Genomic DNA, 18,125 nt, shown 5'->3' on the forward strand with positions numbered 1-18,125 from the left:
AGATTTTTTTCCAGAATGGGGATTTTGCCCCTTGTGTCATAATTTTTGCACAGAGCGTCAGCGTGCATCGATATGGGCAAACTCTTAGCAGAATGTTACCAATTCCTCAAAGTCCTGGATACCGATGAATTGGGTCACACCTATTTAGTTATAGATATTCACCTTCAAGAGCAGCCTAAATGCGTGGTCAAGCAAATCCGACTCCCGCCAAACTCCTCTCAAACTCGACAACTTATTCTCAGCCGTCTGGAAAAAACGTCACAATTGCTGAAAAAGCTGGGTCAACATGACCAAATTCCCCGATTTATCACCTCATTTGCCCAAACGAACCAGTTTTATCTCGTTCAAGAGTTTATTCCCGGTTATCTCTTAACCGACGAACTCATACCCGGTGATCCGCTGACCGAAAATCAGGTGATTACCCTGTTACAAGAACTCCTCCACCTCTTAGTTTTTGTCCATCAACAGGGTGTAATCTTAGGAAACCTCAAGCCTTCCACGATTATCCGTCGCCAAGGAGATGGCAAATTAGTCCTGACAACGTGGGGAGTTATCCATCAACTGAGTGCCCAAATCGCCCAATCATTCCACCAATCAGCCCCAAATCCGCGCCATCCTACTTCCGTTGATCAATCCTCCAAACCATTCCCAGAACACCTCCAAGTCAATGGCGACTTGTACGCCTTGGGAATAATCGCCATTCAAGCCATGACTGGATTATCCGCCAGTGAGTTAACGGAACTTAAACAAACGAACAATTCTCAACATGAAACCAGCGCTTGGCAAGCTTACACCCAAGTTAGCCCAGAGTTAGCCGCTATCCTGGAGAAAATGGTGCATTCTGATCGCCAGAACCGTTATCACAAAGCGACGAGTGTACTAGCGGATCTCAGTGGTATCCCGGAGAGCAATCCAATTACTCAATTTTCCCTACCCTCGCTACCAGAAATCAACCCCGCGATCGCGACAATTACGTTTCCTACTCGTCAGTTTAAACCCCAGGTTATCCTCGCGGCTATAGCATTAGTGGGAATCACAGCGTTAATCTTGGCTTATACCCTACACCTTCCCCAACGCCTAATGGCGCAATACTTTCTCCACCAAGGAAAAACCCAAGCACAACAGCCTGAGGCGGCGATTCAATACTATACTCAAGCCATTGCCTATCAGCCGCAAAATGCTACAGCTTACTATCATCGGGGAAAGATTTACGCTGATAGGGGAAAATCTCAGCTAGCCCTGGCTGATTTGTCTCAGGCGATTCAACTCAATCCCCAAAATGCTGACGCCTATTACCAACGGGGAAATCTTCGCCTTGAGTTAAGCGATCGCCAAGGGGCTAAAGCTGATTATACCCAAGTTCTACAACGTGACCCTAATTTTACCCCTGCATGGGTGAATCGAGGTCAGATACAAGCCGAGTTAGGTAACGAAAAAGCTGCCATTGATGATTATACCCAAGCCATTCAACTTCAACCCAATCTCGTCACGGCTTACCTAAAGCGCTGTCGTTCCCGTTCTAACCTCGGTAACCAAAAGGGTGCCATTGACGACTGTACCACCGCGATTAATTTACGACCGCATAATGCCCTAGCTTACCAAAACCGTGGCTTAGCCCGTCAGCGTCGGGGAGATATTCGCGGGGCGATAACGGACTATACAGTAGCGATTCAATTGAATCCAGAGGCGGCAGAACCTTACTATAACCGAGGATTAGCCCGTCAGGAAATAGAAGATATATCCGGTGCGATCGCGGATTACACCCAAGCCATTAAACGAAATCCTAACTATGCCTCAGCTTACTATGAGCGGGGGTTAGCCCAAGCCCAACTGGGAAATCGGTTAGCCGCGATCAAAGATTTACAGCAAGCGGCTCAACTTTGCCATGATTTAGGTAAACTGGATTGTTATGAAGCGGCGCAGTCTCAACTGTCTAGAGTGTCGGTTCAGTAATAACACTTAGTTGCTCGTGACATTTAGCTTTTAATTTATTTAACCTGTACTACAATAGTAGCAAATTGAAAGTACTTTGACAACTATGAAACAAGTGACAACACGAGTATCAGATAGGGAATATGAGCATCTAGCCAAATTTTGCAAAGTAACAGAAAGAACCCAATCTGATGTACTCCGGGAACTGATACGCAAGTTGTCAATCTCTGGGGCGTTGGACCCCATCGATTGACCGCCTATCCATCTCGCGCCAATCTGAGTACAGATATGGCGTGAGGCTTTCGGCGTCTAGCTAAAAAATAAAAACAAAGTCTGCTTGACAAGAAAAGACAGGAAAAATAAGGGTTTGGGAACCCGCGCAGGCGGGTGCAAGGCAAGTGTAGTTGCGGTGGAAACTACCCTGTTAACCGTTAAGTTGACTGGGATAGTAGTAAAATTGGAGATTGTGTCCTTATTCAAAGTTGTTTATGCCGAAACTGAAAAGCCGTAGAGCAGCCGCCAAACGTTTTCGACCCACCGGAAGCGGTAAAATTAGACGACGCAAGGCGTTTAAGAGCCACTTACTGGAGCGCAAAAGCTCAGGACGGAAGCGGCGTCTGTCGAAATTGAGTTTGGTCAATGAACGGGATGCTGATAATGTACGCTTAATGCTTCCCTATTTTTAGACCACTTAAAACGAATAACCATCTAGTTAGTATCAATTAGGAACAGTCAATGACAAGAGTAAAACGCGGTAACGTTGCACGTAAACGACGCAAGAAAATTCTCAAGCTGGCGAAAGGATATCGGGGTTCTCACTCCAAACTCTTCCGTACAGCCAATCAACAGGTGATGAAAGCACTGCGGAACGCTTATCGCGATCGCCGCAAGCGCAAGCGGGATTTTCGCCGTCTCTGGATTACTCGTATCAATGCGGCGGCTCGTCAGAATGGCATAAGCTACAGTCAGCTTATCGGTCAGATGAAAAAGGCAAATATTCAGATCAATCGCAAGATGTTGGCACAATTAGCTGTGTTAGATCCCGCCAGCTTTCAAAAGGTTGTAGAACTGGCTAGCCAAGGGGCAAAGTAAGTTCAATAGAGCGTTTCGGTTGAGGTAGCAGGGGTGCAGGGGTGCAGGGGTGCAGGGGAGCCAATTTGTAGGGGCGGGTTTGACCGATAACGTTACCCAACAAACCAATAACGTGGCTAAACCCGCCCTGGTTAGGGGGTATAATTTCCCTCTTCCCCAATCCCCAATCCCCTCAACCAATCACCAACCCCAGATAGATGATCGCCCAAAGGTTTTTCAATGTCGGTGTAGCACTTGGATTGATGGGGGTGGCTGTCGTACAACCCCCATCAGCTTATCCGGCTGAATTGGCAGAAATTGAGCAACGGGGTCAATTAATTGTTGCGGTAAAAGACAATGTGCGTCCTTTGGGCTTTCGCGATGCGACGGGAACGCTACAAGGACTAGAAATTGATATTGCTCGACGACTGGCGAAAGAACTGCTGGGGAGTCCAGAGGCTGTGGTTTTGCAGCCTGTGACGAATCGCGATCGCTTGAGTGTGGTATTTGAGGATCGGGTTGATATTGCGATCGCTAGAGTAACGGTAACGGATTCTCGCGCTCGCTTGGTCGATTTCAGTATCCCTTACTATTTGGATGGTGCAGGGATTATTACGAAAGATGCCTCAATCAATCTGTTGAGCGATTTAGACAACCAAACCATCGCTGTCCTTAAGGGTTCGAGTACAATCGCGGTGATCAAGTATGCTTTACCCAATGCCCAATTAGTCGGCGTTGACTCCTACCAAGAAGCGCGTGCGCTCATTGAGGCGGGAGAAGCCAATGCATTTTGTGCCGATCAGAGTGTTCTGACTGGATGGGTGCAGCAATACCCAGACTATCGATTGCTCCCCTATCGCCTATCTGGTGCAGCCTTGGCGGTGGTGATGCCTAAAGGATTGCAGTATACCGCACTGCGACAACAAGTCAATCAGGCGATCGCACGTTGGCACGCCGAAGGGTGGTTAGCTGAACGTGCTGCCGCTTGGGGTTTACCATGAAGAGTGGAAACCCCTCCCCTATAGTTGCACGGAATTACAGGATTATGGATGAAACTCTGCCACAAATTTATCTAATCATATTGTTAGTCCTGCTTGGTGTTGCAGCATTGGCGGTAATCCGCCAAGTCTTCAAAACCCGTAAAATCGAAAGCACCCTCTCAAAGCTGGAGAGAAAGCTGCAAAAAGAGCGGGGGTCAGTCCAAGACTACTACGAGTTGGGCAGTATCTATCTAGACAAGAAACTCTTTGCTCAAGCCGTTATCCTATTCCAAAAGGGACTTAAAGCTCCAGATGCTTCAGAAACCAACCTAGCTCCTGTTCATAATGCCCTCGGTTTTGCCTACTTTGCCCAAGATCAGTACGATATTGCCATTCGCCAGTATAAGGAAGCCTTAAAACTAGAGCCAGATTATGTGACGGCTCTCAATAACTTGGGTCACGTTTACGAGCGCAAAAAGCTAACCGCTCAAGCGTTGGAGGCTTATGAAGCAGCGCTCAAGTATGAACCGAAGAATGAGACAGCCAAGCGCAGAGCTGAATCCCTCCGCAAGCGGTTAGTGCCATCCACCAGCTAAATTTTCTGCGGCTTGAACCCTCCATAGATCCTATAGAGACGTTGCAGGCAACGTCTCTATATGCTGACAGGCTATTCCAGACTCATCTATTTTGTGCAGAAAAACTACCCAGATTATTACCTCACTCTGCTAGTTTTAGAATGCAATTTACATAATTCTTGATTATTGTTAACATAAAGTAATAAAGGTAATCAATTAAGGGCAGGATTAGTTCGCTATGGGATTTCTGAGTAATTTATTTGGGTTAAAGAGCAAGTACGTTGATGAGGAGACAGACGAAGTAGAACAGGCGACAGAAGCCCAAAAGCGACAAGTCTACTTCTTAGAGCCGGATGACGCCAAGACATTCGGTGATATTAACTATATGCGATCGCCCACATCTGTGAAGAAGCGATTTGCCAAAAAGAAAGACAACCTAGGGCAGGGTTTAGAGCAGGAGGTAGAAACCTCTGCTTTTGGGCAAGTCATCCGTTCCAATAAGCAAATCAGCGCTACTCCTGAACCTCTGCCAACTCCTCAAAACCAGCCAGTGAGTGAGCCACAGCAAAAGAGTTTTGAGCGCCGCCGCGCTAGCTCTAGCGATTCTGGCATGGATATGTTCCGTAAAATGGCTCGTGACATGAAAAAGTAGGGGTTTGGTAACCAAACCCCTACGGCGTGGTGAGGATGTCAATCTAAGATAATTTTCACACCCTGACGGGGCGTTTGCTGTGCTTATCACCCCGTCAGAGAACTTACACTTAGCTTTGCAGCTCGTTGAATTTGGCGCGAATGGTTTCCACCCGTTGGCGGTTTACACCTAAATCGGATTGTCCTAAACGGGATGCCGAACGAACATGGATAACATTCGCACCTTCATCTAGGAAAAATTCTACATCATCGACAAATCCCATAAGCTTAGTTGTGAATTCAGCGTAGAGATAATTGTCGGTTTCCGTGATAATTTTGGTTTTTTCCATATTTTCAATCACGGTTTTGAGGTCAGCTATTGCCTTAGCTGGTGTTGATTTGTAGGTTAATGGCTCAATTTGATGTTGGGCATCTTGATCTTGAGAGTTGACACAATTTGGCGTACTTGGACAAGGAGTTAACTTCCCTGACTCAATACCAAGATTTGTGGGTCGTTTTCCAGCAAACATAGCTCCTCCCGAAACAGTTAAGGTTACGCCTATAGAACAGGCAACAATGAAAATTAAAGCAATACAGATGATTAGAATAGATCTAATCGGGGAGCGTTTTTGAGCTTCTAAGGTCATAGTATTTGTCCTTTGTCATTTGTCCTTTGTCCTTTGCCTTAATTCATCATTCAGACAGGCTGGGTTTGAGGGAAAGTTACCATCAAGAGCGAGAGGAAATTACATCAACCTGCCCCTACTCCCCTTAAAACCTCACCATTTTACCCATCAAACGTCAAGGCTTGACCACGTATAGCTGTGTGCAGTTTTCCCCGTTCATAAACCACTTGACCCCCAACAATAGTCATCACAGACCATCCGGTCAAGTTCCAGCCTTCAAAGGGACTCCAGCCACATTTGGTTAACAGTTCCTCTCGCCGCACCGGACGGTAATTTTCTAAGTCTACTAAGACCAAATCTGCATCATAACTGGGAGCGATCGCGCCTTTTTTGGGAATGCGATAGGCTTTAGCCACAGCCGTAGACATCCAGTTCGAGACTTGGGCAATAGTACAGCGTCCTTGTATAGCTTGGGTGAGCATTAATGCTAAGGATGTCTCCACTCCTGGCATTCCCGATGGACTATTGGGATAGGTTTGGGCTTTTTCTTCCAGGGTATGGGGGGCGTGATCCGTAGCAATAAAGTCGATGACACCATCTAATAGGGCTTGCCAAAGGGTGGCATTATCCTGAGGCGATCGCAAGGGGGGATTCATTTGCGCTAAGGTGCCGATTTTCTCGTAGGCGCTGGTATTCAAGAGCAGGTGTTGGGGAGTGACTTCGGCGGTTACCCAACTGGGTTTATCCCGACGTAGTAACTCGGCTTCCTCCCCTGTAGACAGATGCAGAATATGCAGCCGTCGCTGATACTTTTTCGAGAGTTTTAGGGCGAGTTGAGTCGCATTCAGGGCGGCTTGATTATCTTGAATCTGGGAGTGAATCGCCGGATCATTAATGCCAGCAAATTTTTCCCGCCGTTCCCGGATTCGGGCTTGATCTTCAGCATGAACAGCAATCAGCCGGGTTCCTTGGGCAAAAATGGGTTCAAGGGATTCCTCGCTATCCACTAATAACCCCCCACGCATCGAACCCATAAATATCTTAATCCCACAGGTCGGCTGTGCCTCACGCAGATCGGGCAAATTTTCTGGCGTCGCGCCAATAAAAAAGCCGTAGTTAACCAAGCACTTCTCAGATGCCCGTTTCAGCTTGTCATCTAAGGCGGCTTGAGTCGTAGTTAGGGGGCGAGTGTTGGGCATTTCCAGAAATGAGGTAACGCCTCCCTTGGCACAAGCACAACTGGCGGTAAATAAGTCTTCCTTATGTTCTAAGCCTGGTTCGCGAAAATGAACTTGTGGATCGATGACTCCCGGCAACAATGTTAACCCAGTCGCGTCGATTTCTCTATCTGCCGAAGCTGAAATGTTTGGGGCAACCTGGACAATTTCTCGACCACGAGTGAGGACATCTGCGAGCAAAATGTCCCCTGTTGGCATGAGAATACGAGCATGGCGGATTAATAAGCAAGAGTCAGAGGACATAAGAAAATGCTAAAATTCCCAATAGCTTCAGTATTTCTACTTTAAAGCGAATTTTGTCCAGATACTAGAGGAACAGCTTCGGTTACAACCGCTTCGGTTAAATTAGAAGAGATGAGCCTCTAATTGGCTGATTTTCCTCCATCGTCCAACTCGTGATTGCTTAAGGTGATTAAACGGCTATGACTCGTGTCCCAAATCGAGATCCGGAAAAACAATCGGTACAAAAAGCTGAAAATCCGTGGGTAGAGGGATTCAAGACGATTGGCTTGAGTGTTTTTCTCGCGATCGGGATTCGCAGCTTTGTGGCAGAAGCGCGATATATCCCTTCTGGTTCTATGGAACCGACCCTACAGATTAACGATCGCTTGATTATTGATAAGATCAGCTATAACTTCCGTCAACCCCAGAGAGGAGATATTGTTGTCTTTTCCCCCACAGAGGCGCTCAAGCAGCAAAATTTCAAAGACGCCTTTATCAAGCGGGTGATTGGGCTTCCTGGTGAAACCGTCGAGGTGAAGGGGGGACGAGTCTACGTCAATGGTCAAGTATTGCGGGAACAATATATCGAAGAGGAACCCGAATACAGCTACGGACCTGTTACTGTGCCAGAGGACAACTATTTGGTTTTGGGAGATAACCGCAATAATAGCTACGACTCTCACTATTGGGGTTTTGTCCCCCGTAAAAATATTATTGGCAGAGCGATTGTCCGCTTTTGGCCCATTAATCGGGTTGGTGAAGTTGATGTGATCGAGTCTATTGCTCCAGAAGCTTCTCCTTGAACAGGGAACTTTGACCTCTTCCTGGCATAAATGACTAGGGATTCTATAAGGATACTACGGGACGGATTGAAACCACGTCCCTTTGCAACTCCCTAACCTGCCTTCATCCAGAGATACAAAAAACTGTCTGATCTTTTCGTCTCGTAAGTTCAACCATTTTTCTAGCTGTCTGCTGTAGGCTTTCGCCTTGTCTTTCCCGTCCGGTTCATTCAATAGCACAGTTATTTTGCCAGGTTAATATTGTCTGGATTGATATTCGTTCTGCATATTCTCTTAGCAAAACCTTTTCGCACCAGACAGTTGATATTGTATTCTTATTCGTACATCATTCCCACCCCTTTCACTCGCTCTCGGATTTCTACCAAAGAAAAAAATGATCCGAGTTTTCCTGCTTGATCAATCTGATAGAGATGTTCGATTGTTTTGGGTGTTATACCAAATCCGGGGAACGCTACCCCCGTTATAACCTAGTCCGCGCAGGCGGACTTTGTTTGTGTAGCAGCGATTTCAATCGCCTCCTCTTGCTAACCTACTCCATTGCATAATGTATATCTTATCAGTCTCGGCGATAAGATAGAGGAACAAAAAAATGATTCAATCTTAAATCTAATATGTGGGGTTGAAAAGCTAGAATTAATCAAAAATCTAATAATTTAAACTTAAATTGTATAAAATAAATGGTATTCTTTTATACAATTTAATCCCTAATTATTGTTAAGTTTAGTATACTATTGTACGCTTGCCCAATTTTAATGGTTATCTGGCGACAAATACAACTATTGGATAGAGTTGGCGAGTATAATTTTTAACCAGCTAATCGCTTAACCGGGCAAACTGGGAAGAGGTTGATGATATGGAAAAAATAACTCATCTGTTGCGGACACAGGCACAGGAAAATGGGGAAACTGGAAAACTAGGTTCCAAGGGAATACGGAAGACTTTGGGCAGATTGACTGGTAAGAGTCGCTCAAAACGGGCAGGATGCATCAGAATAGGCAGTGTAGCGCTCACCAGTTGTGTCTGGCTAGCTTATGGTAACTACGCCGTTGCCCAAATTATGCCCGATACAACCTGGGGCGCTGAACAATCGGTGGTTGAGAAAGGTGGTATCGACGGCGCTATTGTTGATTTGATTACCCAGGGAGCAACTCGTGGTGCTAACCGATTTCACAGTTTTGAACAATTTGATATCACAGAAGGAGAGAGTGTCTATTTTGATTCTCCCCAAGGAATTGAAAATATTTTTAGTCGGGTAAGGGGAAATGACGCCTCGTATATTCTGGGGACGCTGGGTGTCAATGGTGGGGCGAATCTGTTTTTTATTAATCCCAATGGGATTATTTTTGGCGAGAGTGCCAAGCTGCATGTTGAGGGTTCGTTTGTGGCAACGACAGCCAATGGGATTCAGTTTGGGGAACGGGGATTTTTTAGTACCACACAGTCAGAGGTTCCTTCGCCGTTACTGACGGTGAATCCTTCGGCGTTTCTGTTTAATCAAATCACGCCAGGACGCATTGAATCGCGCTCAGTTGCATTTTCTGGAGTTGATCCATTCGGCTTTCCTTTCTTTGGTTTGCGAGTCCCTGATGGTAAAAGTCTGCTGCTAGTGGGTGGAGAGATCCTGATTGATGGACAAATGTTTGAACTTGAGGAGGAAATATTTGGAGGTGGGTTGAATGCATTAGAAGGTCGAGTGGAATTAGCGGCTGTAGCTGGTTCGGGGACAGTAGGATTGACTGTTGACGGCAATAGCCTCTCTTTGAATGTTCCTCCAGAAATTCTGCGGGCGGATATAGAGTTAACCAATGGGGCTTTAGTGATCACTAGTAGCGAAGCTGGGGGTGATATTCAAGTTTGGGGGAAGGAAATCACTCTGACAGATTTTTCGACAATTAGCTCCAGTTCTTTTGGTGCAGGCAAGAGTGGAACTATTGTGGTGAATGCCTCGGAATTAGTGCAAGCTAGTGGCGTGAACAGTGGCTTTTTTACGACCGGCGAAGCAACCGGAGACGGAGGGGAGGTGATGATTACTACACCCGTGCTACAGCTATGGGATGGGGCACAGATTGCCACTGCTACTTTTGGTGCAGGTAATGCTGGTAATGTGGTGGTGAACGCCTCGGAATTGGTTCAAGTTAGTGATAACATCGACAAGGTTGCTAGTGGTTTGAGAACAGATACTTTCGGCGAGGGGGATGCAGGAGACCTCACCATTAACACCCCTGTACTCCTCATCGAAAATGGCGCTGTAATTGCTAGTGGAACTTCTTCCAATAGCACAGGAAATGGCGGCACTTTGACTGTCAATGCCTCGACATTGGTGCAATTGAGTAGTGAAGAAGGTCAGCTTCCCAGTCTCTTAACAACTCAAACTGAGGGACAGGGAAATGGAGGAAATCTAACGATTAACACGCCCAAGTTAGTTGTAACCGATGGAAGCCAAGTTTCGGCTGAAACGTTTGATAGCGGGATTGGTGGTTTAATTGCGGTCAATGCCAATACTGTTGAGGTAACCCGTGGTGGACAACTCCGCACAACCACAGAGGGTAGCAATAATGCTGGAAATATTTCATTACAGGTGGAAGAGAGCGTAACGATTACTGGAGATGATAGTGGATTCTTTGCTAATACTACAAAATACTCCAGTGGCAATGGTGGCAGTATCTTTATTGACCCTCCAATCGTAGTTATCCAGGATGGAGCAGAAATTGCAACTGAGAGTAAGGGGACTGGAGAGGCGGGAGATATTGAAATTCAAGCTAATTTCCTCAGCCTGGATACTAATGCTCGTATTTCTGCTGAAACGGCTACAAACAATGGCGGCGATATTACGCTTCTTATTGATGACATTTTACTCTTGCGCCGTGGGAGTCGCATCTCAGCAACGGCTGGTACGGCTGGGCAAGCAGAGCCACGGGGAGATGGTGGCAATATTACCATTGAATCTGATTTTATTGTTGCTGTTCCAAATGAAAACAGCGATATTACTGCCGATTCTTTTTCCGGAGAAGGAGGACGCATCCGGCTCAAGACTCAAGGTTTGTTTAATCTGGTTATCCGCAGCCGCGAAGAGCTAGAAACTTTACTGGAACCAGATGATCCCTTAGAACTCAAAGCCGCTGAATTGCAATCAAATGACATCACTGCCATTTCGCAAACGGTTCCCCAACTCAGTCAAATTCCTACTCTCATATTATTAGGACTAGACCCGGCTCAAGGACTGGTGGAATTGCCAGCAGAACTTGTTGATGTGACGCGACTGATTGAACAAAGTCTTTGTGCCGCTGCACAGGGAAGTGAATTTATCATAACTGGACGCGGCGGTTTGCCTAAGCCTCCCAATCAGGTGCTTGATGCTGATGCGACTTGGGAAGATTGGCGGATAACTACTGTGGGGGAATCAACGGAGGTGCAGCAATCTAACCAAAACAGTTATCAAGAAGTTACAGAGAATAAGCCAAATAAATTTGTTGAAGCTCAAGGTTGGTTTAAAGATGCAAATGGTACGATTATTCTCACCGCAGAACCAACGGTTGTGACTCCCCACGCAACGGGTTTACCATCGTTCACCTGTCAATAGTTAAAGTTTTCGTGAAACCTTACCGAAATCAAAGTTGCAATGTGAGCGCTATAAATGGTGCGTTACGCTCCGCTCTCCTCACCCTACAATTGCCTGAGGTTTTTGTAGTAAGCACTTCAGTGCTTGTTACAAACATAAATCTAAAAGGTTTAATGATATGAAACGCCTAGTATCCTTATCTGTAAATAAAGTATCAAAGGTCTGTGTTCCTCGGAGGTTGAGTTGGTTGGGAAAATGGGTAAATTTACGATTTTCTGTACTGACGCGATCGCTCAGGCTTGTAGTAAGCGATGAAGCGCTTATGGCACTAAAGTGCCTACTACGAACGGCGCGATCGCTCCTGTTGGCTCTGTTGGGGTTAAGCTTAAGTCTGGGTATCCATAGAATACCTCTAGTAAGGGCAGAACTTCCTGTCGCCACGGAGACTCTAGCCTTAGTACAAGTCGGCAAAAATCACTATGATACTGGACAATTTACTGAAGCTGTACAGGTTTTGCAACAAGCAGCACAGGGGTATGCCGAGACTGGAAATACCCTCCAGCAAGCTCAAGTATTAAGCCTCCTGTCATTAACTTATCAGAAACTCGGACAGTGGCAAGCCGCTGAACAAGCAATTCAAACCAGTTTGTCTTTACTCGAAACTGTACCTCAAGCTAACCCAAGGGTTCGCGCTCAAGTCTTCAATGCTCAAGGGCGTCTACAATTAGCTACAGGCAACGCTGAAGCCGCTTTAGCTAGCTGGGAACAGGCAGAAACTCTCTATCAGCAAGCGAGTGATCCGATAGGAGCAATTGGTAGCCAAATTAATCAAACCGAGGCAATGCAATCCTTGGGATTGTATCGACGCACACAACAGCTTTATCATCGGCTAGAACAAGCCCTTTTTGAGTTAGATGATTCACCTGTTAAGGTGGCTGGGTTGCAAAATTTTGGGACTGTTTTGCGACAAGGGGGGGATTTAGAAAAATCTCAAGATATTCTCAGCCAAAGTTTAGCCTTAACCCAAGCATTAGGCTTACCGCAACAGGAAAGTCAAATATTGCTGAGTTTAGGCAATACAGAGCAAACCTTAGCCCAACGCGCTAAAGTGTTTGAAAATTCCTCAGGCAAAGACTATATCCAAGCTGCCCTGACTCACTACCAACAGGCGGCAATGAAAGCCACGATTCCTTTAACCCGAATTCAAGCTCAACTTAATCAATTGAATTTATTGATTGAGACTGACTCTATATCACCGGATCAAGAGTTTTTGTCTTCAATATCAACCGGATTATTAACTTTACATGCTAGTCGGGCTTCTGTTTATGCTCATGTGAATTTTGCTGAAAGTTTGCTCCAGATTCCAGAGTTAATGGCACAGAAGCAACGCACTAATGATATGGCGGCAATCTTAACGACAGCGATTCAACAAGCTGAAGCTTTACAAGACCAACGGGCGATATCTTATAGTTTGGGTACGCTAGGTAAGCTCTATGAAAAAACCCAAGACTGGACAAACGCCAAAAATGTAACCGAAAAAGCACTCCTGATTGCTCAACAGATGAATGCAGCTGATATCACCTATCAATGGCAATGGCAAATGGGGCGATTACTGCAAGCCCAAGCCCAAGAGAATTCTCCAAATCTGCTTGTCAATTCAGACGCGATCGCATATTACAATGAAGCCGTTAAGACACTCAACAATTTACGCGGTGATTTAGTCGCCCTCAATCCCGAAATTCAATTTTCCTTCCGAGAAACTGTCGAACCTGTTTATCGTCAATTCGTCGATTTACTTCTGCGTTCCCCCACTCCCAATAAAGCCAATCTGAGCCAAGCCCGCGATATCATGGAAGCCTTGCAATTGGCTGAACTGGATAACTTCTTTCGCGATGCTTGTGCCACACCAGAAGCTGTGAATATTGATAACGTTGATCCTCAAGCGGCGATCATTTATCCAATTATATTACCCAATCGCTTGGAGGTAATTCTCAAATTACCTGGACAAAATAACCTGCGCCACTATGCCCATCAAGGCGTCTCTGAACCTCAAGTTGATCAAGCCGTGGAACAATTGCGCCAGGATTTAACCAAACGCAGTACGAGTATCAGTAAAATTAAACAGGATGCGGCACAACTTTACGATTGGTTAATTCGCCCCTTTGAAGCTGATTTAGAACCCGCAAACTCAGATAACCCCACCGTTAAAACTTTAGTATTTGTCCTCGATGGTTCCTTACGCAATATTCCCCCCTCGACTCTCTATGACGGAGAAAAGTATTTAATTGAGCGATATGCTGTGGCGTTAACGCCCGGTTTACAACTCCTAGAACCCAAACCCCTCAACCGCGAGAATTTCCGAGGGCTGATTGCTGGAACGACAAATGCACCCAGCTTTGAGCAAGAAGGATTTTCTACCCTAGACAATGTAGCCGATGAGTTAGCCGGAATCCGAAACCAACTCAACCTAAGTCAAAGCCTAGAGAATCAGGATTTTATACAAGATAATATCCGCAATCAGATTAATATGGAACCCTTTAATCTGGTACACATTGCCACCCACGGCAAATTTAGTTCTAATCCCCAACAAACCTTCCTCTTAGACTGGAGTGGGCGGATTAATGTTCAGGATTTAGATAGTTTATTACGCACCAATGAACCCAATCGTACTACCGCTATTGAATTACTGGTTTTGAGTGCTTGCGAAACAGCCGCTGGAGATAAGCGTGCGGCATTAGGATTAGCCGGAATCGCGGTTCGAGCTGGCGCCCGCAGCACATTGGCGACATTGTGGCAAGTTAACGATGCATCCACCGCAGAATTTATGCGACGGTTTTATCAACAGTTAAAAGAGCCTCAACTGAGTAAAGCTGAAGCTCTGCGGAAAACTCAAATTGCTTTCTTAACCGAGTATCCAGATGATCCGGATAAAGATTACCTACGCCCCTATCACTGGGCACCCTTTATTCTGGTTGGGAACTGGTTATAACATTGCCAGGTATAACACTACCAGCAATGGGTTCTTGCTCAATTTCTTGTAACCCAATTCTTTCATCTCCCAAGAGTTCTAACCAGATACTTTCCAATGTGGCATTTTCAGGGTATTCCAAGCGTAATTGAGCCAATTCTGAGAACATATCATACCAAACGTCATGACGGGCGTAAGCGGCAACCCGTTCTAGGGGGTTTTTTGACAGATTTAATTCTGCCTCAAGTTCAGCAGATTGGGCAACTCGTCGCACAAATCCCGTCAGCGATGCTGGCGCCAGTCGAGTTGCTGCTTGCTGGGATTGTGCTGAACTAGGACAACTCATTTCAAAATACCAGCGATAGGTTTTACCTATTTCTAATGGCTTTTCTGTTGTGGGAACTGTTACACTGACGATTCCTGGTGTTGCTGGCAGTTTAAAGGTGGTGCGGTAAATATCATTTTCCCCCTGTTGGATGGAAAATTCTCCAGAGGATACTTTGTCTGAACCGTAGGGAACATAAACCCAAAAGGTGGGATAGTCACTCACGGTTAACTGAAAGTTCTTGCCACCTGCCATGCGAGTGAGGAAGAGATCTCCTTCGGTGTATTCGCAGTTACCACGAGTACCTGTTCCATTGCGGGTTGTAGGAGTACCACCACCATCCTTAGGCGGTAAATTGGGCAGGAGAGAGGGAATTGATATTGGCTCAAAGATAGTATTTGACGACTCAACTTGTGCCGTCGCTGGAGGAAGACGAGTAATGAGGCTGATGATGATTCCTATAGCTAGTACAGCTTTGCTGCGAGGAATAAGTATAAATTTGAAATTGTTCATGTCTTAGCCTGTAAAAATACTAGAGGATAGAACGTGGAGTTGTCAGCAGGGGAGTTCTCAGAGTGGGGAAGCCGGGGAGAATTTATAAGGTAACTCTCCGCTTTAAAATTTGCTTCCCTTGAGATGCTCCTCCAGACAATGATTTCGCCACAATGTTCAATTCTAGATGCACCCGTCACGTTTGTCGTTTGATTTAACCCTAATCTAAATGCCCAAAAGCTTTGCGCCAGAAATGATATAAGGGGTAGTGCTGGGAGTAGGGAATGTGAGAGTTCGAGTATAAAACTTGATAGGGTTCCACTAAGTTGGGAAGGTCAAGACCCATCGGAATCATAATATCTGTGATATTGGGTTCTTTGTCCTCCTCTTCGTTTGTATCACTTTGATTTCCGTGCTTAATAGCAGTGAGAACAGAAGCTTCTGAAGGCAAGGAAGCAAGAGATTGAGTTCTTGGAATAGGACAAGGACGATTACCACACCGACGGCGAGAATAGCGACCCCAACTTCTCCAACTATTTAGAGAAAATCCTGAACTTACCGGATATAATAGGAAAAAAGTTTCAGGAGTATATGTATCCCAAAAGATAGTTCTCATCTGTTTGCAAATCCTCATTCTTTAGTAGTTAGTAAGGGATGGCTGAGTGAATCTGTCCGCTTTGCCTTCCCGTTTCGGTTTTCAGTATGAATGACTATTTCCCCAAAGAGTTGAGGAAAATTCAGGACTTGAAAATTCAGGAAAATTCAGGGTGTTCAGTAAAGTTGAGGTTTATCTTACTAAATATTTAGGAATAATTTTATCGCACTGGCGTCTTGAAAGATGTTAAATTTTATGACTCAGTGGAACTAGAAGCTGACTAGAGAAAAGGACGATCGCTATCGCGTCTTATGTACCTTGTTCCGAAAAGGATTGAGCCATTTTTATAATCTGCCTTAATTCATAATTGTATCGAATGTAACCTTTTAACCTCTGCCAGCGCTGTCCTTATAATTGTATCGATATGTAAAAAACCTAGTCAGTTTGCTAGGGTTGAACTAGAAACTCTCTATGACTCTATTATGGCAGGCAGAGTCTCGCCAACGGCATTCCCAGCCAGAATGTCGAAAATATATAGACGTGGTGTCACCTCTGTAACAGGCGGCAAAACCGAGCTATTGGATGGTAATGATTTAAAGATTACACAGCAATTATTACCCGAAAAATTTCCATCTCAAATAAATCGGAATAATTCATGAAAATTCAGGTTTATGGCTTGTGTAATTTTCGCAAAATCTCACTTCATCTCAGGGTGTATTCGTATTTACTAAGATAAGATAAGTAGGTTAGTCTGAGTCTTCATGCCAATGAAATTTGATATAGATGACGCCATCCAAATGGCGAACCAAGCTGTATCATACAGCGCTCACCGCAGCTTGACGGATGTAGAAGTCATGGTTCTCAAAGGAGCATGGCAACGTCAAGAGTATGATCAAATTGCCGCCAAACATCAATATGCCACCAGCTATATTAGTCAAGATGTCGCTCCGAAGCTGTGGAAAATCTTAACCGAAGCCTTAGGAGAGAAAGTGAAAAAAAGCAATTTCAAACAAGTACTGGAGAGATATTGGAAACAGCACCAGGTTTCCCAGGCTTCCCCCAATCCAATTTCTCCAGCCCCAAACCTTTATCTTCCTAACCAAAAACAGTTAGAATCATTTACGCCCGACTACTATGTAGAACGCTCTCCCTTGGAAAGCACTTGTTATCAAACCCTCTTACAACCGGGAGCGCTGGTGCGGATTAAAGCACCCAGTTTAATGGGTAAAACCTTACTCGTAAATCGGGTATTAGCTAAATTAGCCACTCAAGGCTACCGCACCGCTAGTTTAAGCTTTAAACTAGCCGATAGTCAGAGTCATTTCACTCATCTGGATAAATTATTACGGTGGTTTTGTATTAATCTCTCTCGCGAACTCGGCTTAGCCAATGCCTTAGACGATTATTGGGATGAAGAGGATATGGGTTCTAAGGTCAGTTGTACTACCTATTTTGAAGACTATCTCTTAGCCTCCACGAATAGTCCCATTGCCTTGTGCTTAGATGATGTACATTTACTCTTCCCGTATCCCGAAATTTATGAAGACTTTTTCGGACTCTTGCGCTCCTGGTATGAAAAAGCCAGAAGTCGCCAACGGTGGAAACTATTGCGGTTAATTATCGTCCATTCAACTGATGTTTATATTCGCCTCAACATTAATCAATCACCATTTAATGTTGGGTTACCCATTGAACTTGCTGATTTTACCTTAGAGCAGATACAAGAGTTTGCCCAAAAATATGGACTCAATCCTGATCTGAGTTATCTTCAACCCTTAATCAACATGATTGGAGGACATCCCTATTTAGTCGAACGCGCCTTTACCTACCTAAAAAATGACCCCAATATGCCCCTCGATCAACTCTTAGCCACCGCACCTACAGACGCTGGAATTTATGCCAGTCATTTGCGAGAAAATTGGTTTTATCTGCAATCTCATCCTCAACTCGCAGAGGCGTTTAAAACCGTTGTTACCAAGACAACCCCTATACAAGTTGAACCCATGCAAGCCTATCAACTTCATAGTATAGGATTAATCAAACGGTCGGGAAATAAGGTCGAACCCCGCTGTGATTTATATCGTCAATATTTCTGCCATCATTAAGGAG

14 protein-coding genes are annotated in these 18,125 nt (G+C 45.2%); 10 read left to right on the forward strand and 4 right to left on the reverse strand.

Going from position 1 to position 18,125, the window contains the following annotated elements; translation table 11 throughout:
* The first annotated feature begins 72 nt into the window (after positions 1-72).
* The 6 genes from RID09_RS08480 (at position 73) to RID09_RS08505 (ending at position 5,210) form a co-directional block, all read left to right on the forward strand.
* Complete coding sequence (locus RID09_RS08480) at positions 73-1,953, forward strand: tetratricopeptide repeat protein (protein ID WP_446335510.1); 1,881 nt, start codon at positions 73-75, stop codon at positions 1,951-1,953.
* Positions 1,954-2,420: 467 nt separating this feature from the next.
* Positions 2,421-2,618: a 50S ribosomal protein L35 gene (gene rpmI, locus RID09_RS08485; protein ID WP_446335511.1), complete on the forward strand. Its 198-nt coding sequence runs from the start codon at positions 2,421-2,423 to the stop codon at positions 2,616-2,618.
* A gap of 49 nt (positions 2,619-2,667) precedes the next feature.
* Positions 2,668-3,024, forward strand: coding sequence for a 50S ribosomal protein L20 (gene rplT, locus RID09_RS08490; RefSeq protein WP_446335512.1), 357 nt, complete (start codon positions 2,668-2,670; stop codon positions 3,022-3,024).
* A 197-nt stretch (positions 3,025-3,221) separates the two neighbouring features.
* A complete protein-coding gene (locus RID09_RS08495) occupies positions 3,222-4,004 on the forward strand; it encodes a transporter substrate-binding domain-containing protein (protein ID WP_446335513.1) in 783 nt (260 codons plus the stop codon).
* Positions 4,005-4,048: 44 nt separating this feature from the next.
* Positions 4,049-4,579 (forward strand): tetratricopeptide repeat protein, encoded by a 531-nt coding sequence (locus tag RID09_RS08500; protein ID WP_446335514.1) that lies wholly within the window; start codon positions 4,049-4,051, stop codon positions 4,577-4,579.
* 217 nt (positions 4,580-4,796) lie between these two features.
* Positions 4,797-5,210, forward strand: a complete 414-nt coding sequence (locus tag RID09_RS08505) for a hypothetical protein (protein WP_446335515.1) — start codon at positions 4,797-4,799, stop codon at positions 5,208-5,210.
* A gap of 109 nt (positions 5,211-5,319) precedes the next feature.
* Here RID09_RS08505 and RID09_RS08510 read toward each other — a convergent pair whose 3' ends face one another.
* Positions 5,320-5,835 carry a DUF1499 domain-containing protein gene (locus tag RID09_RS08510; protein WP_446335516.1) on the reverse strand — a complete coding sequence of 172 codons (516 nt, stop codon included), beginning with the start codon at positions 5,833-5,835 and terminating at the stop codon, positions 5,320-5,322.
* Positions 5,836-5,975: 140 nt separating this feature from the next.
* Positions 5,976-7,295 (reverse strand): dihydroorotase, encoded by a 1,320-nt coding sequence (locus RID09_RS08515; protein ID WP_446335517.1) that lies wholly within the window; start codon positions 7,293-7,295, stop codon positions 5,976-5,978.
* Between the two features lie 179 nt (positions 7,296-7,474).
* Here RID09_RS08515 and lepB point away from each other — a divergent pair, with 179 nt between their 5' ends.
* From lepB to RID09_RS08530, 3 genes are all read left to right on the forward strand, one after another.
* Positions 7,475-8,077 carry a signal peptidase I gene (gene lepB, locus RID09_RS08520; RefSeq protein WP_446335518.1) on the forward strand — a complete coding sequence of 201 codons (603 nt, stop codon included), beginning with the start codon at positions 7,475-7,477 and terminating at the stop codon, positions 8,075-8,077.
* 853 nt (positions 8,078-8,930) lie between these two features.
* Positions 8,931-11,657, forward strand: a complete 2,727-nt coding sequence (locus tag RID09_RS08525) for a two-partner secretion domain-containing protein (protein ID WP_446335519.1) — start codon at positions 8,931-8,933, stop codon at positions 11,655-11,657.
* Between the two features lie 157 nt (positions 11,658-11,814).
* Entirely contained in the window at positions 11,815-14,625 is a 2,811-nt protein-coding gene (locus RID09_RS08530) for a CHAT domain-containing protein (protein WP_446335520.1), read from the forward strand.
* On the opposite strand, the gene RID09_RS08535 is transcribed toward RID09_RS08530, so the two are convergent.
* Together RID09_RS08535 and RID09_RS08540 are read right to left on the reverse strand one after the other, a co-directional pair.
* On the reverse strand, positions 14,600-15,442 hold the full coding sequence (locus tag RID09_RS08535) for a DUF928 domain-containing protein (RefSeq protein WP_446335521.1): 843 nt from the start codon (positions 15,440-15,442) through the stop codon (positions 14,600-14,602). The two genes, RID09_RS08530 and RID09_RS08535, sit on opposite strands and share 26 nt — an antisense overlap.
* A 199-nt stretch (positions 15,443-15,641) precedes the next feature.
* The gene (locus RID09_RS08540) at positions 15,642-16,037 is read right to left on the reverse strand and encodes a hypothetical protein (RefSeq protein WP_446335522.1); all 396 of its coding nucleotides are present in this window, start codon (positions 16,035-16,037) and stop codon (positions 15,642-15,644) included.
* 746 nt (positions 16,038-16,783) lie between these two features.
* Here RID09_RS08540 and RID09_RS08545 point away from each other — a divergent pair.
* Positions 16,784-18,121 carry an AAA-like domain-containing protein gene (locus RID09_RS08545; protein ID WP_446335523.1) on the forward strand — a complete coding sequence of 446 codons (1,338 nt, stop codon included), beginning with the start codon at positions 16,784-16,786 and terminating at the stop codon, positions 18,119-18,121.
* Positions 18,122-18,125: the final 4 nt, after the last annotated feature.

The sequence above is a fragment of the Coleofasciculus sp. G1-WW12-02 genome (genome assembly GCF_040219735.1).
Lineage (GTDB): Bacteria > Cyanobacteriota > Cyanobacteriia > Cyanobacteriales > Coleofasciculaceae > Coleofasciculus.